This window comes from Streptomyces sp. N50, assembly GCF_033335955.1.
Lineage (GTDB): Bacteria > Actinomycetota > Actinomycetes > Streptomycetales > Streptomycetaceae > Streptomyces.
This window is the reverse complement of the sequence record NZ_CP137549.1, coordinates 2330290-2355265: the sequence shown is the minus strand read 5'-3', so window position 1 is coordinate 2355265 and position 24976 is coordinate 2330290. Positions and strand designations below refer to the sequence as shown.

Annotated in this window: 22 protein-coding genes; 10 read left to right on the top strand and 12 right to left on the bottom strand. The window is 69.1% G+C overall.

Annotation, left to right across the window (positions count from 1 at the left end):
• Positions 1 to 245: 245 nt before the first annotated feature.
• Together R2B38_RS10215 and R2B38_RS10210 are read right to left on the bottom strand one after the other, a co-directional pair.
• Entirely contained in the window at positions 246 to 875 is a 630-nt protein-coding gene (locus R2B38_RS10215) for a DUF305 domain-containing protein (RefSeq protein ID WP_318015943.1), read from the bottom strand.
• Positions 872 to 1543: a DUF3105 domain-containing protein gene (locus tag R2B38_RS10210; RefSeq protein ID WP_318015942.1), complete on the bottom strand. Its 672-nt coding sequence runs from the start codon at positions 1541 to 1543 to the stop codon at positions 872 to 874. Before R2B38_RS10210 ends, R2B38_RS10215 begins: the two co-directional genes overlap by 4 nt.
• A 354-nt stretch (positions 1544 to 1897) precedes the next feature.
• Here R2B38_RS10210 and glnA point away from each other — a divergent pair, with 354 nt between their 5' ends.
• Both glnA and R2B38_RS10200 read left to right on the top strand, forming a co-directional pair.
• Positions 1898 to 3259, top strand: coding sequence for a type I glutamate--ammonia ligase (gene glnA, locus R2B38_RS10205; protein ID WP_019064820.1), 1362 nt, complete (start codon positions 1898 to 1900; stop codon positions 3257 to 3259).
• Between the two features lie 68 nt (positions 3260 to 3327).
• Positions 3328 to 3492 (top strand): hypothetical protein, encoded by a 165-nt coding sequence (locus R2B38_RS10200; protein ID WP_318015941.1) that lies wholly within the window; start codon positions 3328 to 3330, stop codon positions 3490 to 3492.
• Positions 3493 to 3500: 8 nt separating this feature from the next.
• On the opposite strand, the gene R2B38_RS10195 is transcribed toward R2B38_RS10200, so the two are convergent.
• From R2B38_RS10195 to R2B38_RS10175, 5 genes are all read right to left on the bottom strand, one after another.
• Positions 3501 to 4520 carry a TolB-like translocation protein gene (locus R2B38_RS10195; protein ID WP_318015940.1) on the bottom strand — a complete coding sequence of 340 codons (1020 nt, stop codon included), beginning with the start codon at positions 4518 to 4520 and terminating at the stop codon, positions 3501 to 3503.
• Positions 4517 to 5875, bottom strand: a complete 1359-nt coding sequence (locus R2B38_RS10190; RefSeq protein WP_411978434.1) for an MFS transporter — start codon at positions 5873 to 5875, stop codon at positions 4517 to 4519. The genes R2B38_RS10195 and R2B38_RS10190 overlap by 4 nt, the downstream gene beginning before the upstream one ends.
• Before the next feature lies 1 nt (position 5876).
• Complete coding sequence (locus tag R2B38_RS10185) at positions 5877 to 6752, bottom strand: alkaline phosphatase family protein (protein WP_318021631.1); 876 nt, start codon at positions 6750 to 6752, stop codon at positions 5877 to 5879.
• Between the two features lie 153 nt (positions 6753 to 6905).
• Positions 6906 to 7346, bottom strand: coding sequence for a VOC family protein (locus R2B38_RS10180; protein ID WP_318015938.1), 441 nt, complete (start codon positions 7344 to 7346; stop codon positions 6906 to 6908).
• A gap of 55 nt (positions 7347 to 7401) precedes the next feature.
• Positions 7402 to 7914, bottom strand: coding sequence for a pyridoxamine 5'-phosphate oxidase family protein (locus tag R2B38_RS10175; protein ID WP_318015937.1), 513 nt, complete (start codon positions 7912 to 7914; stop codon positions 7402 to 7404).
• Between the two features lie 198 nt (positions 7915 to 8112).
• Here R2B38_RS10175 and R2B38_RS10170 point away from each other — a divergent pair, with 198 nt between their 5' ends.
• Entirely contained in the window at positions 8113 to 11112 is a 3000-nt protein-coding gene (locus R2B38_RS10170; protein ID WP_318015936.1) for a bifunctional [glutamine synthetase] adenylyltransferase/[glutamine synthetase]-adenylyl-L-tyrosine phosphorylase, read from the top strand.
• A gap of 64 nt (positions 11113 to 11176) precedes the next feature.
• On the opposite strand, the gene R2B38_RS10165 is transcribed toward R2B38_RS10170, so the two are convergent.
• Positions 11177 to 12073, bottom strand: a complete 897-nt coding sequence (locus R2B38_RS10165; protein WP_318015935.1) for a DMT family transporter — start codon at positions 12071 to 12073, stop codon at positions 11177 to 11179.
• 71 nt (positions 12074 to 12144) lie between these two features.
• On the opposite strand from R2B38_RS10165, the gene R2B38_RS10160 reads away from it, so the two are divergent.
• A complete protein-coding gene (locus tag R2B38_RS10160; RefSeq protein ID WP_318015934.1) occupies positions 12145 to 13053 on the top strand; it encodes a LysR family transcriptional regulator in 909 nt (302 codons plus the stop codon).
• Between the two features lie 275 nt (positions 13054 to 13328).
• On the opposite strand, the gene R2B38_RS10155 is transcribed toward R2B38_RS10160, so the two are convergent.
• Complete coding sequence (locus R2B38_RS10155) at positions 13329 to 14201, bottom strand: phosphatase PAP2 family protein (RefSeq protein WP_318015933.1); 873 nt, start codon at positions 14199 to 14201, stop codon at positions 13329 to 13331.
• Positions 14202 to 14354: 153 nt separating this feature from the next.
• Positions 14355 to 15389 (bottom strand): LacI family DNA-binding transcriptional regulator, encoded by a 1035-nt coding sequence (locus R2B38_RS10150; RefSeq protein ID WP_318015932.1) that lies wholly within the window; start codon positions 15387 to 15389, stop codon positions 14355 to 14357.
• 362 nt (positions 15390 to 15751) lie between these two features.
• Here R2B38_RS10150 and R2B38_RS10145 point away from each other — a divergent pair, with 362 nt between their 5' ends.
• The 5 genes from R2B38_RS10145 (at position 15752) to R2B38_RS10125 (ending at position 22455) form a co-directional block, all read left to right on the top strand.
• Complete coding sequence (locus tag R2B38_RS10145) at positions 15752 to 17026, top strand: extracellular solute-binding protein (protein ID WP_318015931.1); 1275 nt, start codon at positions 15752 to 15754, stop codon at positions 17024 to 17026.
• Between the two features lie 127 nt (positions 17027 to 17153).
• A complete protein-coding gene (locus R2B38_RS10140) occupies positions 17154 to 18158 on the top strand; it encodes a sugar ABC transporter permease (protein WP_318015930.1) in 1005 nt (334 codons plus the stop codon).
• 13 nt (positions 18159 to 18171) lie between these two features.
• Positions 18172 to 19044 carry a sugar ABC transporter permease gene (locus R2B38_RS10135; protein ID WP_318015929.1) on the top strand — a complete coding sequence of 291 codons (873 nt, stop codon included), beginning with the start codon at positions 18172 to 18174 and terminating at the stop codon, positions 19042 to 19044.
• Positions 19045 to 19238: 194 nt separating this feature from the next.
• Positions 19239 to 20918 carry a glycoside hydrolase family 13 protein gene (locus R2B38_RS10130; protein WP_318015928.1) on the top strand — a complete coding sequence of 560 codons (1680 nt, stop codon included), beginning with the start codon at positions 19239 to 19241 and terminating at the stop codon, positions 20916 to 20918.
• Positions 20919 to 21078: 160 nt separating this feature from the next.
• Positions 21079 to 22455, top strand: a complete 1377-nt coding sequence (locus tag R2B38_RS10125; protein ID WP_318015927.1) for an alpha-amylase — start codon at positions 21079 to 21081, stop codon at positions 22453 to 22455.
• Between the two features lie 61 nt (positions 22456 to 22516).
• On the opposite strand, the gene R2B38_RS10120 is transcribed toward R2B38_RS10125, so the two are convergent.
• Positions 22517 to 23131, bottom strand: a complete 615-nt coding sequence (locus R2B38_RS10120; RefSeq protein ID WP_318015926.1) for a DUF4232 domain-containing protein — start codon at positions 23129 to 23131, stop codon at positions 22517 to 22519.
• Between the two features lie 190 nt (positions 23132 to 23321).
• On the opposite strand from R2B38_RS10120, the gene R2B38_RS10115 reads away from it, so the two are divergent.
• A complete protein-coding gene (locus tag R2B38_RS10115; protein WP_318015925.1) occupies positions 23322 to 24113 on the top strand; it encodes an inositol monophosphatase family protein in 792 nt (263 codons plus the stop codon).
• A 61-nt stretch (positions 24114 to 24174) separates the two neighbouring features.
• Here the strand turns inward: R2B38_RS10115 and R2B38_RS10110 are convergent, their stop codons facing one another.
• Positions 24175 to 24762, bottom strand: a complete 588-nt coding sequence (locus tag R2B38_RS10110; protein ID WP_318015924.1) for a hypothetical protein — start codon at positions 24760 to 24762, stop codon at positions 24175 to 24177.
• Between the last annotated feature and the right edge of the window lie 214 nt (positions 24763 to 24976).

Here is a 24976-nt window from a genome sequence, read left to right as displayed (position 1 = left end):
TGGCGCGATTGGATCTCATAAAACCCCCTGCTATGCGGTTCGACGCATGGAGTGGTTGGTCGTCGTCGATCCGTACGGAACCCGCGGCGGGAGGGTCCGGGATGGATCACACGTGGGGGCCACTCTTTCGATGAACCGTTCATGCCAGGGGAACGCAAAAGTCAAGAGAAGCCCAAGGAACCGTCACCCAGGGCGAATTGGGGGCTTTTTTCCTTACGGGCGTGTAACGAACGACCGGGGATGCTTTACGAACGCGCTTTTGCGCCACGCTCCTTGAGCATGTCGGCCATCAGCTGGATCTCCGACTGCTGCGCGTCCACCATCCCCTGCGCCAGCCGCTTCTCCACCCCCACCCGGCACTTGTCCACACACCCCTCGGCCATGTGGATACCGCCCTTGTGATGGTCCGTCATGAGCTGGAGAAAGAGCACCTCGGCGGGCTTGCCGCTGAGCGAATTCAGCTTCTTCAGCTCGGTGTTGGTGGCCATCCCGGGCATCAGCGCGCCGTCCTTGCCGGACGCCATGTCCCCCATGCCCATCCAGGTCATCGGCGGGTCCGCGGACACCTTCGGCAGCCCCCACAGGTCCAACCAGCCCAGCAGCATGCCCCGTTGGTTGGCCTGCGTCTGCGCGATGTCGTATGCGAGGCGCCGTACTTCCACGTTCTTCGTCCGGTCGCGCACGATGTACGACATCTCGACGGCCTGCTGGTGATGGACCGCCATGTCCCGCGCGAACCCGGCGTCCGCCGAATCGGCCGTAGGGGCAGAGGAGTTGCTGGACCCGCCGCCGTCCTCGGCGACCGCGTACGTGATCGCGCCGGCCGCGACGAGCGCCGTCGCCGCGGCCCCGGCGATCAGAGCCGCGGACCTCACTGCGACAGCCCGCCCGTGCACGCGGCGCCCGGCTCCGGCGTCTGGCTGCCCTGCACGAACTTCTCGAAGAACGTGTTCACGGCCGGGTCGCTCGCGCTCTTCACGGTCCGCTGGTGCCCCCACGCCGACAGCATGATCGGGTCCTTCTGGCTGTCGTACGGGCTCATCAGCGAGTACGGGGTCGACTTCACCTTCGTCGCGAGCGCCTTGATGTCGGCCGCCGGGGCCTTCTTGTTGTACGTCACCCAGACCGCGCCGTGCTCCAGCGCGTGCACCGCGTTCTCGTCCTTGACGGCCTTGGTGTAGACGTCGCCGTTGCAGTTCAGCCAGACCGGGTTGTGGTTGCCGCCGACCGGCGGGTGCATCGGGTACTTCACCGTGCCCGTGACGTGGGTGCGGCCCAGCGTGCCCTTCCACGTGTTCACGCCGTCCGCGCCGGCGACGAAGTGACCCGAGGCGGAGTTCTTGGAGTCGCTCGCCGAACTGTCCTTCTTGCCGGACTGCGCGTGCACGACCGCGACACCGCCGACGACGAGACCGGCGACGACCACCGCGCTCGCCGCGATCTTCACGATCTTGCCGCGTCGCTCGCGGGACTGCTCGGCGCGCCGCATCTCCTCGATGCGTGCCTTGCGCGCCGCGGTACCGGTGTTCTTGGCGGAACCCATGAGGTGTGTGTCCTTTTTGGGGGAAGGGACGGGGACGGGTCAGGAAGGTCGGGCCCTGTTGATCGTAGTGGGGAGGAACACGTTCTCGTAGGGCGCCCACAGCAAAGTCAGGGGAACACCAGGGTCACCCCCGGACCAGGCATTACGAATGTCAGTCCGAGCAGGCAAGATGGTCAGGAGACGGGCAACAGCGCAGGACATCTGCCGTACGCGAGGCGTTCAGCCCGAGGTCGACCGGTCGATCATGGTCGGCAACGCGCACGAAATGGTGTTGTGGTGGGATGCTCAGGTGCCCGACCGCCTCCTGCGGTACGAGGACAGGCGGCCTGACCAGCAAGGATGGGGAAGCGGAAGATGGACAAGCAGCAGGAGTTCGTGCTCCGGACGTTGGAGGAGCGCGACATCCGGTTCGTACGGCTGTGGTTCACGGACGTGCTGGGCTTCCTCAAGTCCGTCGCCGTGGCCCCCGCCGAGCTGGAACAGGCCTTCGACGAGGGCATCGGCTTCGACGGCTCCGCGATCGAGGGCTTCGCCCGGGTCTACGAGTCCGACATGATCGCCAAGCCGGACCCCTCCACCTTCCAGGTCCTGCCGTGGCGCGCGGAGGCCCCCGGCACGGCCCGCATGTTCTGCGACATCCTCATGCCGGACGGCTCCCCGTCCTTCGCGGACCCGCGCTACGTGCTGAAGCGCGCCCTCGCCAAGACCTCCGACCTGGGCTTCACCTTCTACACCCACCCGGAGATCGAGTTCTTCCTCCTGAAGGACCGCCCCCTGGACGGCTCCCGCCCGACGCCGGCCGACAACTCCGGGTACTTCGACCACACCCCGCAGAACGTGGGCATGGACTTCCGCCGCCAGGCGATCACCATGCTGGAGTCGATGGGCATCTCGGTCGAGTTCTCCCACCACGAGGGCGCCCCCGGCCAGCAGGAGATCGACCTCCGCTACGCGGACGCACTCTCGACCGCGGACAACATCATGACGTTCCGCCTGGTCATGAAGCAGGTGGCGCTGGAGCAGGGCGTGCAGGCGACGTTCATGCCGAAGCCGTTCTCGGAGCACCCGGGCAGCGGAATGCACACGCACCTCTCCCTCTTCGAGGGCGACCGCAACGCCTTCTACGAGTCGGGTTCGGAGTACCAGCTCTCCAAGGTCGGCCGCTCCTTCATCGCGGGCCTGCTGAAGCACGCGGGCGAGATCTCCGCGATCACCAACCAGTGGGTCAACTCCTACAAGCGCATCTGGGGCGGCTCCGAGCGCACGGCCGGCGCCGGCGGCGAGGCCCCCTCGTACATCTGCTGGGGCCACAACAACCGCAGCGCCTTGGTCCGCGTCCCGATGTACAAGCCCGGCAAGACGGGTTCGGCACGGGTCGAGGTCCGCTCCCTGGACTCGGGCGCGAACCCGTACCTGGCCTACGCCCTCCTCCTCGCGTCCGGCCTGAAGGGCATCGAAGAGGGCTACGAACTCCCCCCGGGCGCCGAGGACGACGTCTGGGCCCTCTCCGACGCGGAACGCCGCGCGATGGGCATCGAGCCGCTCCCGCAGAACCTGGGCGAGGCCCTGACCCTGATGGAGCGCAGCGACCTGGTCGCCGAGACCCTGGGCGAGCACGTCTTCGACTTCTTCCTGCGCAACAAGCGGCAGGAGTGGGAGGAGTACCGCAGCGAGGTCACGGCGTTCGAGCTGCGGAAGAACCTGCCCGTTCTGTAAGCGGGCCGGGCTCACTGCCCCGTCGGCAGTTTCCCGGTGATGGATCGGGCGACCTGGACCACCGTGTCGTGCGGCACGGTGGTCGGGGTGGTCTCGCTGGGGGCGTCGACCACTTCCGGTCGGCGGTCCGGCTCGCCCGGACCGACTGGCGCGACCTGCTCATGGCGGGCGGGCTGGGCGACGGGGACTGGCCGAAGACGCTGGACGAGATGCTGGGCCCGGCTACGCGGTGACGGTTCCCCTACCGCACATACGCCGGAGACACCGCCGCCCCGCTGATCCGCCGAGCCCTGCCCGTGCCGTCCGCAGGGACGCTGTACAGATCCGCGCCGTAGTCCCCGGGCATGGCGTAGACGATCGTCCGGTTGTCGCGCCATACGGCCTGGTCGTCCACGCTGCGCGCCTCGGCCAGCGGAGTCTCACGCATCGTGCGGAGGTCGAGGACGTACAGATGCCAAGGGGCGTCCTTCGGGAGGCCCTTGACGCGCTTCTTGAAGGCGACGCGCGTGCCGTCCGGGGACAGGGACGGGCACTCGACGTTGGTGTGGAGCGTGGTGACGGTACGGCCGCGCAGGTCGCCCCGCACCAGATACGTACTGCCCTTCGTCGCCAGCGTCGCGTAGAACGTGCGGTCGTCCGACGCGAAGGTCACGCCCCAGAAGTTGACGTCGGCGGAGTGGTAGACGTGGCCGTCCTTGATGATCCGGAACGACTCCAACGTAGGGATCAGCTTCCCCGTCCTCGTGTCCACGATCGCCGCCCGTGTCGAGAAATTCGTCCCGGCATACGAGTCGCCGCCCACGAACGCCGTCCACGCGGCGAAGTGACCCGTGGGGGATACCCGGGCACGGGAGGGGATGCCGGGGACGTCGTAACGGGCCGTCTCCTTGAGGTGGGCGTCCAGGATCAGTGCGCGGTACGTGTCCGTGACCGTGCCGTGGACCGCCTGGAGGCAGACCCCGATGCCTGAACTGGCGTAGAAGCGGAGGCACTTGAGGCCGGAGGCGGTGCGGGGGCCCGAGGGCGTCGCGGCCGGGACCGTGGTGAGTTCGTCCCGGTGCGGGCCCCAGGCCATGTTGCGGAACACCATGGTGCCGGGCGCGGTGAGCGTGATCCGGCCCGCGGTGATCCTCGGGCCGCCGGGCTGGGTCTCGTTCCGCCGCTCGGCCCGGGCCGACGCGTGCAGGATCGAGGCCACCGCCACTACGGCGAGTGCGGCGACGGCGGCGACGAGGACCAGGACGCGGTTGCGCAGGGTCATGGGGCAGGCTCCAGAACTCGTCGGCCCGGGCGGAGAGTTGACGCGAACGCCGCGCAGACCGCCAGCGCCACCGCCGACGCCATGAGCGCCGTACGGTCGCCCCACAGCGTCCACGCCGCACCGAAGCCCAGCGAGCACACGAACCGTGCCGCCGCCTGGCCCGTCTGCACCAACGCCAGCCCCGACGACCGCAGTTGCTCCGGCACGCTGTCCGAGGCCGCCGCCATCAGCACGCCGTCGGTCGCCGCGTAGAAGGTGCCGTGCAGGAGGAGGACGGCGTAGGGGAGGGCTGTGCCGTGCCAGGACGTCAGCAATATGGCGTACGCCGTGAGGAGGGCTCCGTGGCCGCCGAGGAACACCTGCCAGCGGCCGACCCGGTCCGCGAGCCGGCCCAGGGGTACGGCGAGGAGCAGGAAGGCCGCCGCCGTGCCCAGCGGCAGCAGCGCGAACCAGCGGTCCGGGACGCCGAGTCGCCGTTGCAGCAGCAGGTACACGAAGGAGTCGCTGACCGTCGCGAGGCCCAGGAGGAGCGCGCAGACGGTGATGCGGCGCAGGTCGCGACGGGCGAGCAGGGCGAAGGCGGCGCGGAGGGTCGGGCGTACGGCCTTCTCGTCTACGGCCCGTTCGGCTACGGCCCTCTCCCGTACGGCCTTCTCCGTGCGGGGCGCGGCAGTTGGCGATGATCCCGGCACGAACAGCACCAGCACCAGGACGCCGACCACCGCCACGCAGAAGCTCACCGTGAACACCGCGTCGTAGCCGTCCACCGTCGCCCGGAGGATCAGGAACGCCACCAGCGGGCCGAGCAGCGCGCCCGCCGTGTCCATCGCGCGGTGTACGCCGAAGGCACGACCCCGGTTCTCCGGGGTGGAGGAGAGGGAGATCAGCGCGTCGCGCGGTGCCGTGCGCAGGCCCTTGCCCGTGCGGTCGGCGGCGAGGATCAGGCCGATCGGGGTGAGGGTGTGGGCGAGGAGGAGGAGCGGTTTGCAGAGCGCCGAGATGCCGTAGCCGATGCCCGCGATCGACTTGTGGCGGCCGCCGCCCCGGTCGGCGAGGTGGCCGCCGGCCAGCCGGACGAGTGCCGAGAAGCCGTTGTAGATGCCGTCCAGGAGACCGAAGCCCAGCGGGGAGAGGCCGAGGCCCGTCACCAGGTACAGGGGGAGGACCGCGGTCACCATCTCGGACGACACGTCGGTGATCAGGCTGACCGCGCCGAGGGCGAAGACCGTGGGGGCGACTGCGGCGGACACCCGGGCCGTAGTACCCGTAGTACCCCGGGCACTTGGGGCGTCTGCAATACCCGTAGTACCTACGGCACTTGGGTCGGCCTTGGCGCGGCTGTCCGCCACGTACATCTCAGGACGCCCAGATGCCGGTGATGTCGGCGGCCGAGGCCGCGTTGCCCGCGTGGGTGGTGAGGCCCTGGGAGTCCTCCAGGGTCCGCAGCAGGTTGTAGTGGTTGTACGTGGTCGAGGAGGTCGAACCCGCCTTCACCGGCTGGCCGTAGAAGACCGTCGGGATGCGGTTGCCGCTGAGCAGGTTGTCCTCGTCGAAGGTGACGACGAGCAGGCTGTTGTGGGTCTTGGCCCAAGTGGCGTACGCGCCGAGGTTGTTCTTCACCCAGGTGTCACCCGTCGCCACCGAGCAGTCGTGCATGTCGCTGCACAGGTTGGGGGTGACGAAGGAGATGTCGGGGAGGGTCGTGTAGTCCGTCGGGAACTGCGTGAACGTCTTCGCCGTGGACGTCGCGACGTTGGAGAAACCGAACCAAGGGTTGTGCTTACGCGCGTAGTTGCCGCTGCTGCACGTCGTCGAACCCTGGCTCGGCAGCGTCTCGTTGTAGCTCGCCCACGTTCCGCCCGCCGCTGTCACCTCGGAGGCGAGGTTCGCGGCCGAGGAGAAGCCCGCCGTGTAGCAGCTGTCGCTGGTGATCCCCTGGGTGGAGCCGGAGAACAGCGCGAAGTAGTTCGGCTGGCTCGGGTGGGTGATCCCGTACGACTGGGTGAGGGCGGCGCCGCCGGTCGCGAGCGAGTTGATGTAGGGGGCACTGGAGGAGCCGATGACCTGGCTGTAGGCGTGGTTCTCCATCACCACGACGACCACGTGGTCCGGGGTCGGCACCCCGGTCGCGGCATGCGCGGTCGAGACGGTGCCGAAACCGGTCCAGACCCCGACGGCGGCTGCCGAGAAGGCGAGCGTTGACGCCACGGCGGCGCGGCTGCGGCGGTACACGGAACGGCCGGAGCCGCCGGACACTTCTTCACTGCCGGACACTTCTACCTCCGGGTGGGGGGGAGGACGGGGGTGACGGTGCGAACCGAGCATGCACACGCCAAGATGCCCGCGTCCCACCGCTCCCAACCCGGCGGATGAAGAAGTGGTGAACTACTCCTGCAGTGCGGCCAGTTGGGCCAGCACCTGGTGCAGCGGCTCGGCGGCCCGCTTCCGGTACTCCTGGATCGCCCAGCCGTTGCCGTCCGGGTCCTTGAAATACATGAACGTCGCCCCGTCCTGCGGCGCGAACTGCACCGGCTCGCTGACCTCAAGCCCCCGCGCGGTCAGCTCGTCGTAGGCCGCCTTCGCGTCCTGCACGCACAACTGCATGCCGTGGTAGGTCCCCGGCTGCGGCGTCCCGGTGGGGATCTGCAAGCCGTTGACCAGCGCGATCGAACACCCGGACCCCGGCGGCGTGAGCTGCACGATCCGCACGCCCTCCATCACCTCGCCGTCCAGATCCACGTGGAAGCCGACCTTGTCCCGGTAGAACTCCTTGGCCCGGTCCACGTCCGAGACCGGCAGGACGATCACTTCGAGGGTCATGTCCATGGCCTGACTCCTTTGTCGTAACCAATGGGTCGTACGCCCGTACACCGCTGGTATGTCACTCGAACCGCCACCGCGTCTGGCTGAACGGCTCCCCCTTACCGAAGCCGAAAACCGTGCGGGGCGCCACAGCGAAGACGTACGCGTACCCGGAACCGTGATGAAACGCCCCGTCCCGCACGTCGAAGCGCCAGAAGCTGCCGTACTTGGCCTCCCACGCGGCGGCCAGTTCCCGCAGCCGGTCCTCGTCCGTGACCCGCGTCGCCGCACCCTCGACGACCAGGTCGTATCCCTCGTCCCAGGTGCTCGTGCCGGTCGTCAGCACGACGTGCGGGTTGCCGTCGAGGTTGCGGGCCTTGCGCTCCTCGGGGCCGGTGCAGAAGTGCAGCGCCCCGGCCGACCACACGGCGGGCAAGGGCGTCACATGCGGCCGCCCGTCCGGCCGTACCGTCGAGATCCAGAACTGCTCGGCCGCCGCGAGCCGCGCCTCGGCCTCGGCCCAGTCGGTCGCGGTGGCCGCCGGGTCGCTGTAACGGGGGTCGAGACGAGTCCGGGGTTCCTTGTCGGTCATCGGCTACTCCCTGAGTCGTAGGTGCTCCCCCTGTGTAGACCCCGTACTCCTCAAGAACTCATCGCCGTACGCCCCGGGGCCACCGCCCGCACCTGCGGTTAGGCTCGGGACGGTACGACCTAGATCCCGTACGACCTCCGTACGACCTGGGCCCGTACGACCCTGATCCGCACGACCCAGATCCGAGGGAGGCCGAGGATGACGGCGCCGGGGCGCAGAAGCAGCACCTTCACGCGACTGCTGCGGCACGGTTTCACCGATCCCTCGGCGGCCGAGCGGCTTCTGGAGAGCGCGGAGCTGGCGCCGATAAGGAACGACCCGGTCCTGCTGGAGGCCCTGGGCGCCACCGCCGACCCCGACCTGGCCCTTCAGGGTCTCGTACGGCTGCTGGAGGCGCAGCCCGAGGACACCCCGCGCCGTGAGCTGCTGGACACGCTGATCGCGGCGAAACCCCTACGGGACCGACTCCTCGGGGTGCTCGGCGCCTCCGCCGCGCTCGGCGACCACCTCGCCCGGCACCCGCGCGACTGGCACGCCCTCGTCATGTACGAGCCCCGCGACCTCCACCCCGGGGTGGAGGAGTTCGAGCGCGGCCTGGCCGGTGCCACCGACCCGGTCGCCCTGCGCGTCGCCTACCGCCGCTGCCTGCTGTCCATCGCCGCCCGTGACGTGTGCGGCACCACCGACCTCGCGCAGACCGCCGCCGAACTCGCCGACCTCGCAACCGCCACCCTGCGTGCCGCCCTCGCCATCGCGAGCGCCGCCGCGCCCGACGACGCCGCGCTGTGCCGGCTCGCGGTGATCGCGATGGGCAAGTGCGGTGGCCACGAGCTGAATTACATCTCCGACGTCGACGTCATCTTCGTCGGCGAGGCCGTCGAGGGCGCCGACGAGGGCAAGGCGGTCCGCGCCGCCACCAAACTCGCCGCGCACATGATGCGGATCTGCTCGGAGACCACAGTCGAGGGTTCGATCTGGCCGGTCGACGCCAACCTCCGCCCCGAGGGCCGCAACGGTCCGCTGGTCCGCACCCTCGCCAGTCACCTCGCCTACTACCAACGCTGGGCCAAGACCTGGGAGTTCCAGGCCCTGCTCAAGGCCCGCCCGGTGGCCGGCGACCTCGCGCTCGGCGCCGAGTACGTCGACGCGCTCGAACCCCTCGTGTGGAAGGCCGCCGAGCGCGAGAACTTCGTCACCGACGTGCAGAAGATGCGCCGCCGGGTCGTCGAGAACATCCCCGCCGCCGAGATCGACCGCGAACTGAAGCTCGCCCCCGGCGGCCTCCGGGACGTCGAATTCGCCGTCCAGCTCCTGCAGTTGGTGCACGGCCGCGCCGACACCTCGCTGCGCAGCGGCACCACGCTGGTCGCCCTGGAGGCCCTCGCCGCCGGCGGCTACGTCGGCCGTGAGGACGCCGCCCGCCTCGACGACGCCTACCGCTTCCTGCGCACGATGGAACACCGCATCCAGCTCTACCGGCTGCGCCGCACCCACTTGGTCCCCGTCGAGGAGGCCGACCAGCGCCGCCTCGGCCGCTCGATGGGCCTGCGCACCGACCCGGTGGCCGAGTTGAACCGCGAGTGGAAGCGCCACGCCACCGTCGTACGACGCCTGCACGAGAAGCTCTTCTACCGTCCGCTGCTCGACGCGGTCGCCCAACTCGCCCCCGGCGAGACCAGGTTGAGCCCCCGGGCGGCCCGCGAACGGCTGGTCGCCCTCGGCTACGTCGACCCGGCCGCGGCCCTGCGCCACATCGAGGCCCTCGCCTCCGGCGTCACCCGCAAGGCCGCCATCCAACGCACCCTGCTGCCCGTCCTGTTGGGCTGGTTCGCGGACTCGGCCGACCCGGACGCGGGCCTCCTCAACTTCCGCAAGGTGTCCGACGCGCTCGGCAAAACCCCTTGGTACCTACGGCTGTTGAGGGACGAGGGCGCCGCCGCCGAGAACCTCGCCCGCGTCCTCTCGGCCGGCCGCCTCGCCCCCGACCTCCTCATGCGCGCCCCCGAAGCGGTCGCCCTCCTCGGCGACGGCGACGGCGGCAGCGGCCTCGAACCCCGCGAACGCGCCCACCTGGACCAGGAGATACTGGCCGCGGTCGGCCGCGCCGACGACGCCGTCCAAGCCGTCACCTTCGCCCGGGGCGTCCGCCGCCGCGAACTCTTCCGTACGGCCGCCTTCGACATCGTCGGCTCCTACGGCACCGAGACCCAGCCCGCCGAGGCCGACCAGGGCGCCCTCGTCGACCGGGTCGGCGGCGCCGTCTCCGACCTCACCGCCGCCACCCTCGCCGGCACCCTGCGCGCGGTCGTCCGCGCGGGCTGGGGCGACACCCTCCCCACCCGCTTCGCCGTCATCGGCATGGGCCGCTTCGGCGGCCACGAACTGGGCTACGGCTCCGACGCGGACGTCCTGTTCGTGCACGAACCCCGCGAGGGCGTACCCGAGCGGGAGGCCTCCGAGGCTGCCAACAAGGTCGTCTCCGAGATGCGGCGGCTGCTCCAGGTCGCCAGCTCCGACCCGCCGTTGCTGATCGACGCGGATCTCCGGCCGGAGGGTAAGTCGGGGCCGCTCGTACGGTCGTTGAACTCCTACGAGGCGTACTACCGCCGGTGGTCGCTGGTTTGGGAGTCCCAGGCGTTGTTGCGGGCCGAACCTGTCGCCGGGGACGAGGAGTTGGGGCGGCGGTTCATCGAGTTGATCGATCCTCTGCGGTATCCGGCGGAGGGGCTCGGGGATGACGCGGTACGTGAGATCCGACGGCTCAAGGCTCGGATGGAGTCCGAGCGGCTGCCTCGCGGGGCTGATCCGACTCTGCATACCAAGTTGGGGCGTGGGGGGCTCTCCGACGTCGAGTGGACTGTGCAGTTGATGCAGTTGATGCATGGGTGGGCTGAGCCGGGGTTGCGGACTACGCGTACGCGGGCGGGACTTGCGGCGGCTTGTGCGGCTGAGCTGATTTCCGGCGAGGATGCGGCGACGCTGGACGAGGCGTGGGTGTTGGCTACACGGGTTCGTAACGCGGTGATGTTGGTGCGGGGACGGGCCGGGGACACGTTTCCTTCTGATCCGCGTGAACTGGCTGCCGTGGGAAGGTACTTGGGGTATGGGCCTGGGCATGTGGGGGACATGCTGGATGACTATCGGCGTACTACTCGGCGGGCGCGTGGTGTGGTGGACGTGTTGTTCTACGGGGCCTGAGAGGTTGTTTTTCGGCTGACCGTCGGTGGGGGCTGGGCGCGCCCGCGCGGCGGAGCCGCAAATGTCACGGCCCCGCGCCCCTGAAAGCAAAAACCTTTGCTGGGCGGGGTCTTGTGAGGGCTACGCCCGCTAGGACTACCGCCATGCCCGTCACCACCCTCGGCCCCACCCTCTCGTCCAGCAGCATCGCGCCCAGCGTCACCGACACAACTGGCAGCAGGTATCCGACCGTTGCCGCGCTCGTCGCGCCCTCGTCTGCGATCAGGCGGTAGTTGAGGTAAAAGGTCACGCCCGTGCCCAGGACGCCGAGGGCCGTCACCGCCAGCAGGGCCGTCAGGTCGGGGTGGTGTGCCGGGCCGGCGGCAGGCAGGGCGAGGGTGGTCCAGGCTGTGGCCGCCATCAGTTGGGCTGCCGATGTCGCCAACGGCGCCTGGCCCGCGGTGAGTTTGCGGGCCATGTACGCGAAGGCCACGGCGTAGCTCGCGGCGGCGCCCAGGAGGGCCAGGGCGCCCCAGGTGAGGAGGCCCGAGCGGTGCCAGGGGGCGAAGATCAGCAGCGTGCCCGCGAAGCCGAGGAGGAGTCCGGTCAGGCGGGCCCTGCTCAGGCCGCGGTCTGTGCCCAGCGCGATGCCGATCAGCAGGGACCACAAGGGAGTTGTGGCGTTCAGGACGCCCGCTACCCCGGAGTCGACTGTCTGCTCGCCGACGCTGAACAACGCGAACGGGACGGCGTTGCAGAACAGGGCGGCCACCGCGAGACGGGCCCAGGTGGCGCGGTCTCGGGGCAGGCGCTGGCCGGCCCCGCGAGCCAGGGCCAGGAGGACCAGCGTGCCCAGGGCGCAGCGGGTGATCGTGATCTGGGCGGGGGAGAGGCCGTGGTTCAGGGCGAGTTTGATCCACAGGAAGCCCGAACCCCAGAGGAGTGCGAGCACGGCCATGCGGGCTGTCGAGGCGGGCTGCATGGGTCCACGGTCGGGCAGCGGACCGTGCAGGACAAGCGAATGATTCTACAGTGACTGTTAACCTGTGCTACATGCTTGATGTGCGACGCATGCAGGTACTACGGGCCGTGGTCGGGTCCGGGTCGGTGACCGCTGCGGCGGCCCGGCTCGGGTACACCCCGTCCGCCGTCAGCCAGCAGGTCGGGGCGCTGGAGAAGGAGGCCGGGACCGCGCTGCTTGAGCGGGTCGGGCGCGGGGTGCGGCCCACGGCTGCCGGGCTGCTGCTCACGGAGTACGCGGACGCGATCGGGCGGCAGGTCGCCGAGGCGGAGACGGCGTTGGCGGATCTGGTGGCCGGGCGCACGGGACGGCTCGCGGTCCGCTACTTCGCCACCGCCGGTGCCGCCCTGGTCGCCCCCGCCGTGGCCCGGCTCCGCGCCGAACACCCCGGAGTCCAGCTGGAGTTGAAGCTCACCGACCCCGAGGACCCGCTGCCCGAGGTGACGGAGGGGCGGGCGGATGTCGCGCTGGTGGTCGGGGCGTCCGGGGTGTCCGGGGTGTCAAAGGCGTACGAGGGCGTACGCCTGGTGAAGCTGCTCGACGATCCGTATCTCGCCGTCCTGCCCAAGGGGCACCGGCTGGCCGCGCGGCGGAGTGTGCAGCTGGCAGAACTGGCCGAGGAACCGTGGGTCGGCAGCGAGTGGCCGGGGCCGTGTCTCGACGCCCAGCTCGACGCGTGCGGGGCGGCGGGGTTCCGGCCGAGGTTCGCCGTCCAGAGCGAGGACTACGTGACGGCTCAGGGTTTCGTCGCGGCGGGCCTCGGGGTGACCCTGATCCCCCGGCTGGGTCTCGGCAGCCGCCACCCCGACGTGGTCGTACGGGTAGTACGGGATCCGGAGCCCGTACGGACCATCCACGCGGCCGTCCGGGAGACGGCGCCACCGCAACCGGCCCTACAGGCGTTCCTGCGGGCGCTGCGGGACGCGGCGAACGAGGGCTGAGCGGGGTCGGGTGAAGTCGGTGGCTGGGGCTTGGCGGCCGCCATTCGGACGTGGTCTTACGGGTCGTACGGGGCGTACGTGATCCGGAGCCGGTGCGGACGATCCACGCGGCCGTACGGGAGACGGCGCCACCGCAACCGGCCGCGGGCGCTGCGGGGCGCGGGGCTGTGTCGATATGCGGCTCCGCCGCGTGGGCGCGACCAGCCACGACGGCGCGGCACTCGAATGACGACCCATTGCGGCCCCGGCGGAGCCGCACGCAGCCAGCGGAGCGCTCACGCCTTCGTGGGCAACCACGCTCCGCCAGCCCCCCGCACCGCCACCGTCCTCGGCAGGGCATACGGAAACGCGCCGTACCAGACGCGGGAGACAGCGAAGCCGAAGGCGAGGCAGAGCATGCCGCCCACCGCGTCCAGCCAGAAGTGGTTGGCCGTGGAGACGATGACCATCAGGGTCAGGGCCGGGTAGAGGAGGCCCAGGATGCGGACCCAGGGGAGCTTCGCCAGGGTGAAGATCGTCAGGCCGCACCACAGGGACCAGCCGATGTGCATGGACGGCATCGCGGCGTACTGGTTCGACACGTGCTTCAGGTCGCCCGACGCCATCGAGCCCCAGGTCTGGTGGACCATGACCGTGTCGACGAAGTGGCTGCCGTTCATGAGGCGGGGCGGGGCCAGCGGGAAGAAGTAGTAGCCGACCAGGGCCACGGCCGTCGTGGCGAAGAGGACGAGGCGCGTCGCCGCGTACCGGCCCGGATGGCTGCGGAACAGCCACACCAGGACACCCAGCGTCACCACGAAGTGCAGCGTGGCGTAGTAGTAGTTCATCCCGACGATCAGCCAAGTCACCGAATTCACGGCGTGGTTGACCGACTGCTCGACGGCGATGCCGAGATGGTGCTCCAGGCGCCAGATCCAGTCGGCGTTCCGCAGCGCCTCGGTCTTCTGCTCCGGCACCGCGTTGCGGATCTGTGAGTACGTCCAGTAACTCACCGCGATCAGCAGGATCTCGAACCACAGCCGGGGCCGGCGCGGAGTCCGCAGCCGGCGTAGCGACCGGCGCAGAGAACCCTGCCCCGCGGCGTCCGCGACGGGGCTCGGAACGGCTTCTTCACGGCCTTCCAATGTCGTCACGGTGGTCTCACCCATAGACACAAAGTCTGCCAGAAAAGGCTTCCGCGACCGATCATCCCTTGGTCGGGTCCGGCTCGCATGTTCTACGACGAGGAGAGTCCCCGGACTACAACCAGCGCACTGGATCCGGCCGCGTTTCCTCCCCCTTAGGGACGATTCAGGGAGGAGTCAGGGACGATTCCGGTCCCCGGGCGCCGAAGCCGTCGAACCGCGCACCACCAGTTCCGGCATGAACACGAACTCGCTGTGCGGGGCAGGCGTCCCGCCGATCTCCTCCAGCAGCGTCCGCACCGCCGCCTGTCCCATCGCCGGGACCGGCTTGCGGATCGTCGTCAGCGGTGGATCGGTGAACGCGATCAGGGGGGAGTCGTCGAAGCCCACCACCGACACGTCCTTGGGTACGTCGAGCCCCCGCTGCCGGGCCGCCCGGATCGCGCCGAGCGCCATCATGTCGCTCGCGCACACCACCGCCGTACAGTCGCGGTCGATCAGCGCGGCGGCCGCGGCCTGTCCGCCCTCCAGCGTGTACAGCGAGTGCTGCACGAGCCGGGTCTCCACATCCTCGGCGGTCAGGGCCAGTTGGTCCTGCATCGTGCGGACGAAGCCCTCGATCTTGCGTTGTACGGGTACGAACCGCTTGGGGCCGAGCGCCAGTCCGATGCGCGTGTGGCCGAGCGAGACGAGGTGGGTGACCGCGAGCGTCATCGCGGCGCGGTCGTCGGGGGAGATGAACGGCGCCTGCACCTTCGGCGAGAAGCCGTCCACGAGCACGAACGGCACGCCCTGCGCACGGAGTTGCTCGTAGCGCTGCATGTCGGCGGAGGTGTCCGCGTGCAGCCCGGAGACGAAGATGATGCCCGCGACGCCCCGGTCGACGAGCATCTCCGTCAGCTCGTCCTCCGTGGAACCGCCCGGGGTCTGGGTGGCGAGCACCGGGGTGTAGCCCTGCCGGGTCAGTGCCTGGCCGATGACCTGCGCCAGGGCCGGGAATATGGGGTTCTCCAACTCCGGTGTTATCAGGCCCACCAGGCCCTCGCTGCGCTGCCGCAGCCGTACCGGACGTTCGTAGCCGAGCACGTCGAGCGCGGCGAGGACGGACTGACGGGTGGTGGCGGCGACGCCAGGCTTGCCGTTGAGGACGCGGCTGACGGTCGCTTCGCTCACCCCCGCCTGGGCGGCGATGTCGGCAAGCCGTGTGGTCACGGGAGTGGACTGTACCGGCCGTCGGCGCGCTGCGGGTTGCTGCGTCATCGCGATCCCTCGTGTTCTGGTCGGCCGATGGTCGACGTACGGCATGCGGCAAGAGCTTGCAGAGTCTTGCACAAGTGTCCCCCTGCCCGCTCAGCCGCACCAGTACTGGGTTTCGCGGGGGTCGAGGAGAGGTCACGGACGGGTAACTCTCAGGCCGTCTTGCAGTTTTTTGCAGCAAGGACTTTCGCCGCGCTTGCATCGCTGTTACGTTCGGCGACGCCCGGCGGACGCAACGGCGCAGTCGGCAAGTCGACAGGGCGGCGGACGGGACCGCCGCCCTGCACCTCACGGGCTTTCACCCTCAAGGAGAACTCATGCGGCGTGGCATAGCGGCCACCGCGCTGGTGGCGTCCATCGCCCTCGCGGCGACGGCCTGCGGCGGCAGTGACAGTGACAGCGGCAAGTCCGACGGGCCGGTCACCATCACCTGGTGGGACACCTCGAACGCCACCAATGAGGCACCCACGTACAAGACCCTGGTCGCCAAGTTCGAGGCGGCCAACAAGAACGTCAAGGTCAAGTACGTCAACGTGCCCTTCGACCAGGCGCAGAACAAGTTCGACACCGCCGCCGGCTCCAAGGGCGCCCCGGACGTGCTGCGTTCGGAGGTCGGCTGGACCCCCGCCTTCGCGAAGAAGGGCTACTTCCTGCCGCTGGACGGCACCGAAGCCCTCGCGGACCAGGCGAAGTTCAAGTCGAACCTGATCACGCAGGCCCAGTACGACGGCAAGACGTACGGCGTGCCGCTGGTCACCGACACCCTCGCGCTCGTCTACAACAAGGCCCTCTTCAAGCAGGCCGGGATCACTCAAGCGCCCACCACCTGGGACGAGTTGAAGACCGACGCGGCGACGATCAAGGCCAAGGCCAAGGTCGACGGCTACTGGGGCTCCACCCAGGCCTACTACGCGCAGACCTTCCTCTACGGCGAGGGCACCGACACCGTCGACGCCTCCGCGAAGAAGATCACCGTCGACTCCGCCGCCGCGAAGAAGGCCTACGGCACCTGGCTGAGCCTCTTCTCCGGCACCGGCCTGCACAAGGCCGACACCACCGCGGACGCCTACGCCCACATCCAGGACGCGTTCGTCAACGGCAAGGTCGCCGCGATCATCCAGGGCCCGTGGGAGATCACGAACTTCTACAAGGGCTCGGCGTTCACGGACAAGTCCAACCTCGGCATCGCCACGATCCCGGCCGGCTCCACCGGCAAGTCCGGTGCCCCGACCGGCGGTCACAACCTCTCGGTCTACGCCGGCTCGGACTCCGCGCACCAGAAGGCGGCCCTGAAGTTCGTCAACTTCATGACCTCCGCGGCCTCCCAGTCGACGATCGCGCTGAAGAACTCGACGCTGCCGACCCGCGACGACGCCTACACCGCCGCCGTGAAGTCGGACCCGGGTATCGCCGGCTTCCAGGGCGTCCTCGGCGCCGCCCAGCCGCGTCCGGCGCTCGCCGAATACAGCTCCCTGTGGGGCCCGTTGGACACCGAGCTGCCCAAGGTCGCCGGTGGCAAGGAGTCCCTGGACAAGGGCCTGAGCAACGCCGAGCTGGCGATCGCCAAGCTGGTCCCGGACTTCAGCAAGTAGCCCCGAGTGGCCGTCGGATCCGCCAGATCAGGAACTGGGGGGACGGATCCGACGGCCATCGGCCTGAGCCGCCGTAGCCCTCGACTTGCCGTACCCGCTTGAACTTCCAGAAGGTGTCGAACGAACCATGACAGTCGCCATCGACCGCGCGACCGGCAAGCGCCACGGTGACCGCGCACCCCGGCCCGGCCCCGGCAGCCGCCTCAAGTACGCCTACCAGAAGCACTGGTACGCGTACGCGATGATCATCCCCGTGGTCGTCGTGCTCGGCGTCCTCGTGCTCTACCCCCTGGTGTACGGCCTCTACCTGACGCTCACCGACGCGGACAGCCTCAACACCGCGCGCACGATCGGCGTCAACCACATCGACGCCACCTACAAGTTCATCGGGCTCGACAACTACAAGGACATCCTGTTCGGCCCGACGTCGTACGACCGCTTCTGGTCGCACTTCATCTGGACGATCGTCTGGACCGGGCTCTGCGTCGCCCTGCACTACACGGTCGGCCTCGCGCTGGCCCTGCTGCTGAACCAGAAGCTGCGCGGCCGCACCCTCTACCGGCTGATCCTGATCCTGCCGTGGGCCGTCCCCACCTTCGTCACGGTCTTCGGCTGGCGCTTCATGCTCGCCGACGGCGGCATCATCAACTCCGCGCTGCACAGCCTGCATCTGCCCCAGCCCGACTGGCTGGAGAGCACGTTCTGGCAGCGGTTCGCCGCGATCATGGTCAACACCTGGTGCGGTGTGCCGTTCATGATGGTCTCACTGCTCGGCGGCCTCCAGTCCATCGACACCTCGCTCTACGAGGCCGCCGAGATGGACGGCGCGAGCCCCTGGCAGCGTTTCCGCTACGTCACTCTTCCGGGCCTGAGGTCGGTCAGTTCCACCGTCGTCCTTCTCGGTGTGATCTGGACCTTCAACCAATTCGCCGTGATCTTCCTGCTGTTCGGCAACACGGCCCCCGACGCGCAGATCCTGGTCACCTGGTCGTACTTCCTCGGCTTCGGCCAACAGCCGCGCGAATTCGCCCAGTCGGCCGCCTACGGCATCCTGCTGCTGGCCATCCTGATCGTCTTCACCTCCTTCTACCGCCGCTGGCTGAACCGCAATGACCAACAGCTCGCGATCTGAGGCAGGAGTCCCCATGAGCACCACGCCCACGACCACAGCGCAACGGACCCGCCGCCGGGGCGAGTTGAGCCGCGCCGGCACCCTCGGCTCGCACGGCGTCCTCATCGTCGCGAGCCTGATCGCGCTCTTCCCGATCGCCTGGCTGGTCTTCCTGTCGCTCGGCCCGGACTCGGACGACTACCTCCACCCGGGCGGCATCTGGAAGAAGATGACGTTCGACAACTACTCGTTCGTCCTCCAACACACCGGATTCTTCGACTGGTTGAAGAGCTCGCTGATCGTCTCGCTCGGCACCACGGTCATCGGCGTGACGATCGCGGCCAGCACCGGCTACGCCGTTTCGCGCATGCGCTTCCCCGGCTACCGGAAGTTCATGTGGGTGCTGCTGGTCACCCAGATGTTCCCGATAGCGGTACTCATCGTGCCGATGTACCAGATTCTGGCCGACCTGCAGCTCATCGACAGCTACCTTGGTCTCATCCTCGTCTACTGCTCGACCGCCGTGCCCTACTGCGCCTGGCTGCTCAAGGGCTACTTCGACACGATCCCGTTCGAGATCGACGAGGCCGGACGCGTCGACGGGCTGAACCCCTTCGGCACGTTCCTGCGACTGATCCTGCCGCTCGCCAAGCCGGGCCTGGCGGTCGCCGCGTTCTACAGCTTCCTCACGGCTTTCGGCGAGGTCGCGTTCGCCTCGACGTTCATGCTGTCCGACACGAAGTACACGTTCGCGGTCGGGTTGCAGACGTTCGTGAGCGAGCACGATGCGCAGCGGAACCTGATGGCCGCGACGGCGGTGTTGATCGCGATACCCGTGGCCGCGTTCTTCTATCTCGTGCAGAAGAACCTCGTCACTGGGCTCACCGCGGGTGGCACGAAGGGCTAGAAAACCCGGTTTCGTTGTTGGCTGCGGGCCAGTGGGGGCTGGTCGCGCAGTTCCCCGCGCCCCTTTGGGGGCGTTGCCCCCCAAACCCCCCTGAGACCCGGGGCGGCCGTGACGTCCATCCGACCCCGCTGACGTCACGGTCGCCTCGCCCCCAACTCCCCATGACCAGAACCCCGTTACGTACCAAGGACGCCATGACCCAGCAGCACTCCGCAATCGCCCCGGCACCGATCCCCGCCAAAGCCAAGCGCGGCGACTGGTGGAGAGACGCGGTGATCTACCAGGTCTATCCGCGCAGTTTCGCCGACAGCAACGGTGACGGCATGGGCGACCTGGAAGGCGTACGCGCGCGCCTCCCGTATCTGCGGGATCTCGGGATCGACGCCGTGTGGCTCAGCCCGTTCTACGCCTCCCCGCAGGCGGACGCCGGCTACGACGTCGCCGACTACCGTGCCGTGGACCCGATGTTCGGGAACCTGCTCGACGCCGACGCCCTGATCAGGGACGCCCACGGGCTCGGCCTGCGCATCATCGTCGACCTCGTCCCGAACCACTCCTCGGACCAACACGAGTGGTTCAAGCGGGCGTTGAGGGAGGGCCCCGGCTCGCCGCTGCGGGAGCGGTATCACTTCCGCCCCGGAAAGGGCGAGCACGGCGAACTCCCGCCCAACGACTGGGAGTCCATCTTCGGCGGCCCGGCCTGGACCCGGGTCACCGAACCTGATGGCTCGGCGGGGGAGTGGTATCTGCACCTCTTCGCGCCCGAGCAGCCCGACTTCAACTGGGAACACCCCGCCGTCGGGGACGAGTTCCGCTCGATCCTCCGCTTCTGGCTGGACATCGGGGTCGACGGCTTCCGGATCGACGTGGCCCATGGCCTGGTGAAGGCGGAGGGCCTGCCCGACCTCGGCTCGCACGAGCAGCTCAAGCTGCTGGGCAACGATGTCATGCCGTTCTTCGACCAGGACGGCGTGCACGACGTGTACCGCCAGTGGCGCACGGTTCTCGACGAGTACGCGGGCGAGCGCATCTTCGTCGCCGAGGCGTGGACCCCGACCGTCGAACGCACGGCGAACTACGTCCGCCCGGACGAACTCCATCAGGCCTTCAACTTCCAGTACCTGTCGACCGATTGGGACGCGGGGGAACTCCGTACGGTCATCGACCGCACGCTGGAGGCCATGCGCCCGGTCGGTGCCCCCGCGACCTGGGTCCTCTCCAACCACGACGTCACCCGGCACGCCACCCGCTTCGCCAACCCGCCCGGTCTCGGCACCCAGATCCGTCTGGCGGGGGACCGGGAGCTGGGCCTGCGCCGGGCGCGTGCCGCGACGTTGCTCATGCTGGCGCTGCCCGGATCGGCGTACATCTACCAGGGCGAGGAGCTCGGCCTGCCCGACGTCGTCGATCTCCCGGACGAAGTCCGCCAGGATCCCGCCTACTTCAGGGGCGCGGGCCAGGACGGCTTCCGGGACGGGTGCCGGGTGCCGATCCCGTGGACGCGTGACGGATCGTCGTACGGCTTCGGGAGCGGGGGCAGTTGGCTGCCGCAGCCGGACGGCTGGGGCGAGCTGAGCATCGAGGCGCAGACCGGGGCGGACGGTTCGACGCTGGAGCTGTACCGGGCCGCGCTCGCCGCCCGCCGCACCCAGCCGGACCTCGGCGCGGGCGACTCGGTGGAGTGGCTGCGGGCGCCCGAGGGCGTACTCGCCTTCCGGCGTGGGGAGTTCGTGTGCGTGGCGAACACGAGCGGGGAGTCGGTGACGACCTCGGCGTACGGTCGTCTCCTGCTCGCGAGCGGTGAGGTGACCGAGGCGGCGGGCGAGGCGAAGCTGCCCGCCGACACCACGGCCTGGTGGACCACTACACCGTAATTCCCCCCAACTCCCTCTCCGCCACGGGAAGTTCTTGCAGCAACTTCACACGGCCCGCTGCCCTTTTGGGCGGCGGGCCTCTAACATCTGGGCGACTGCAAGGTTTCCACGGTGTTTCAGCAAGAACTGTCAAGAACCTTCAACGGAGAAGGAACCCCACATGGCCAACAGCAGATCACTTGCAGGAGCTTGCGCCCTCGCCGCCGCGACGGCCCTCCTGGTGCCCGGCACCGCACATGCCTCCCCTCCCGGCACCAAGGACGTCACCGCCGTCCTCTTCGAGTGGAACTTCGCCTCGGTCGCCAAGGAGTGCACCAACACCCTCGGACCCGCCGGTTACGGCTACGTCCAGGTCTCCCCGCCCGCCGAGCACATACAGGGCTCGCAGTGGTGGACGTCGTACCAGCCGGTGAGCTACAAGATCGCGGGCCGGCTCGGCGACGCGACGGCCTTCAAGAACATGATCGACACGTGTCACTCGGCGGGCGTGAAGGTCGTCGTCGACACGGTCATCAACCACATGTCGGCGGGCAGCGGCACCGGCACGGGCGGTTCGTCGTACACGAAGTACAACTACCCCGGTCTGTACTCCTCGTACGACATGGACGACTGCACGGCGACGGTCAGCGACTACACGAACCGTGCCAACGTCCAGAACTGCGAACTCGTCGGCCTGGCCGACCTGGACACCGGCGAGGAGTACGTCCGCGCCACCATCGCCGGCTACATGAACACCCTGCTCGGCTACGGCGCCGACGGCTTCCGCATCGACGCGGCCAAGCACATCCCGGCGACCGACCTCGCGAACATCAAGTCCCGCCTGACGAACCCCTCCGCGTACTGGAAGCAGGAGGTCATCTACGGCGCGGGCGAGGCCGTCCAGCCCACCGAGTACACCGGCAACGGCGACGTCCAGGAGTTCCGCTACGCCTACGACCTCAAGCGGGTCTTCAACAACGAGAACCTCGCCTACCTGAAGAACTACGGCGAGGGCTGGGGCTACATGAGCAGCTCGGTCGCCGCCGTCTTCGTCGACAACCACGACACCGAGCGCAACGGCAGCACCCTCAACTACAAGGACGGCGCCAACTACACGCTGGCCAACGTTTTCATGCTCGCCTACCCCTACGGCGCCCCGGACATCAACTCCGGCTACGAATGGTCGGACGCGGACGCCGGACCGCCCAACAACGGCGCGGTGACGGCCTGTTGGCAGGACGGCTGGAAGTGCCAGCACGCCTGGCCGGAGATCAAGTCCATGGTGGCCTTCCGCAACGCCACCAGCGGCCAGTCCCTCACCAACTGGTGGGACGACGGCAACGACGCGATCGCGTTCGGCCGGGGCAGCAAGGGCTACGTCGCCATCAACCACGAGACGTCGTCGGTGACGCAGACGTACCAGACGTCGATGGCGGCGGGCACGTACTGCAACGTCCAGAACAACACGTCGGTGACCGTGAACTCCAGCGGCCAGTTCACGGCGACGCTGGGCTCGAACACGGCGTTGGCGATCTACTCGGGCAAGTCGAGCTGCTGATACCGGTGTTGGACGGCGGCGGCGCGAGGGGGCACGTCGCCGCCGTCCGGACCGCGGGGGATCAGGGGGTGACGGTGATGTGCTTCGCCAGGGCCGTCACGGCGAGGTCGCCGTGGTCGACCCACTGGGGGAGGGCCAGGGTCTTGTGCTGGGTGGAGGCGGGCGGGGTGATCTCCAGGTAGCCGGCGTGCACCGCGCCCGAGGTGCCCGTGTTGGCGTGGGTCCAGGCGACGACTGCCTCGGCGCTCTCGCCGTCCTTGAGGGTGAGGGTCTTCTTCCCGGGGTTGTGCGCGTACCAGGTGTTGCCCCAGGTGGTGTGGGTCGTGAGCTTCTTGTGGGCGGAGTTCTCCAGGCCCAGGCCCGGGTAGCCGCGCAGCGCGCAGGTCTTGCCGCTGAGGTTGCGCAGCCGGATGACGACACCCTCGTGGTTCATGCCACCGGCGAGCTGCTGACCGTAGGTCGCCTTCAGCGCGGCGGCCGAGCAGGTCGGCGTCGCCTTCGCGGTCGCCGTACCACTGGAGGTCGCGGCGTTCGCGGTACCCGCCCAGGCCGCGAGACCCAGGCCGACGACGGCGCCCAGGCCGATCATCGTGCGCCCGACCTTGCGGTCGGCGCGGCGCCGGTGCTTGGCGGTGGCGGTCCGGGTCTGGTCAGTGGTGTTCAGGTGCTCGTTCACGATCGTGTTCCCCACTCCTGCTTCGCGGGCCGAGGTCTGCGGCCCGCACCGTCTTCTGGTGCCGTACACAAGGTTCGATGCGCGGTGCGGCGGATTTGTTCGCGGGAAGAGGCAGGAGAATTCACGTGGTCGAAGAGAGGCCAGGTCCGGGCCGGCAGGCGCTGACCCCGGTGTCGTTATCCTGCGCGGCATGGTCGATTCGTATGAGGATCTTGATGATGCCGGTGTCGCGACAGCGGCGGTGCGTGCCGGCGCGGATGTGGTGCGCTCCCTGTACGGTCGGCGACTCACTCGCATCCACAAGGGCGCCGGGGACTTCGCGACCGCCGCCGATGTGGAGGCCGAGAAGTCGATCATCGGCGTCATCCGTGCCGCCCGGCCCGAGGACGCCGTGCTCGGCGAGGAGAGCGGGCTGCAAGGCGGTGCGGAGGCCGTACGCCAGTGGTTGGTCGATCCCCTGTGCGGCACGTTGAACTACGCTGCCGACACCATGCTGGTGGCCGTCAATGTGGCGCTGCGCGCCGGTGCGGCCGCAGTGGCCGACCCGTTCAGCGGCGAGGTCTTCTTCACCGACGGTGTGACCGCCTGGGTGCGGAACGACGGTGCCGACGTCGAGTTGACACCCACGCCCGCCACCCGACTCGTCGACGTCAACCTGGACCCGCCGTTTCCCGGCGCGCCGGAGTTCCGGGCCGTGGACCTGCTGGCCCACCCGGAGTTCGTGGAGCGGTTCCGGCCCCGGGTGGTCTCCACGACGCTCGCCCTGGCCTGGGTCGCCGCCGGCAGGCGCGCCGCGTACGTCACCGATGGTGGCGACTTGTCCGGGAGTGTGCACTTCGCCGCCGGTATCGCCCTGTGCCGTGCCGCCGGGTGCCTGGTCACCGGAATCGACGGCGGTCCGATCGGACCGTCAGGCCGCGGACTGGTCGTGGCCGCGGACGGCGCGACTCACCGGTCGTTGATGTCGATGATCCGTAGGTGAGTACGTTGAATCCGGAGCGGGTCCCAGAAGGTCCGGCCGCGGACGGCGGTGGGGCGTGATGTCAGTGGACGCGGGGCCGAGACCGTCGTAGCTCGGGAGCCGGTCCGCCGGTCACGAGTTCGTCCGCGACGAGTCGTCCGACGGTGGGCGCCAGGGTGACGGCGGAGTGCATGACGGCGACGTAGACGGACCGATCGTGTGTCGCGTATCCGATGACGGGGCCGTGCGCGGGCATCAGCGACTCGGGGGCACCGACGATGAGTCGGGTGCCGTCGGCGAGGTGGACGCTGATCAGATGGCAGCCCCCGCCGGTCGTCACGATCGCCGCGTCGAGCCCGTTGCTCCGCAGCGCGTCCAGCACCGGTCCGTACTGCGGTCCGGTCAGGCCGGGAGCGCGCGAATAGCCGAGGATCGCCCCAACTACCGGCTCCGGGGCGGCAGTCCACTCCAGGTACCCGCACTCGTTCGTCCGGGTCCCCAGGAACGTGCGGCGCTGCCAGAACAGCCGGGGCTCGCTCCCGCCCCGGCTGGGTCCGAGGATCAACTGGTCCCTGCAGCCGGGCAGATTGACGACGATCTGGCCGTCGTCGGTCAGGGCGGCGTCCAGCGCCTCCGCTCTCAGCGCCTCCACCAGATGGGATAACTCCATCAACGGCTCCATCAAGGCTTTCCTCTCGCATGCCCTTGGTTGCCTAGGTAAATCTATTGACCAAGGGTGGTGAACCGGACGGCCCGGAGCGGATCGTGTCCTACCCGGAGGTGTGTCGCGGGTGACGGCCGCGCCGAGGGGTGAGGCCCGGGTCCGTGTTCCGCGATGTGCAACAGGTGCGGCCTGTGGGACGGGTTGCCGGAGTGATCGGTTC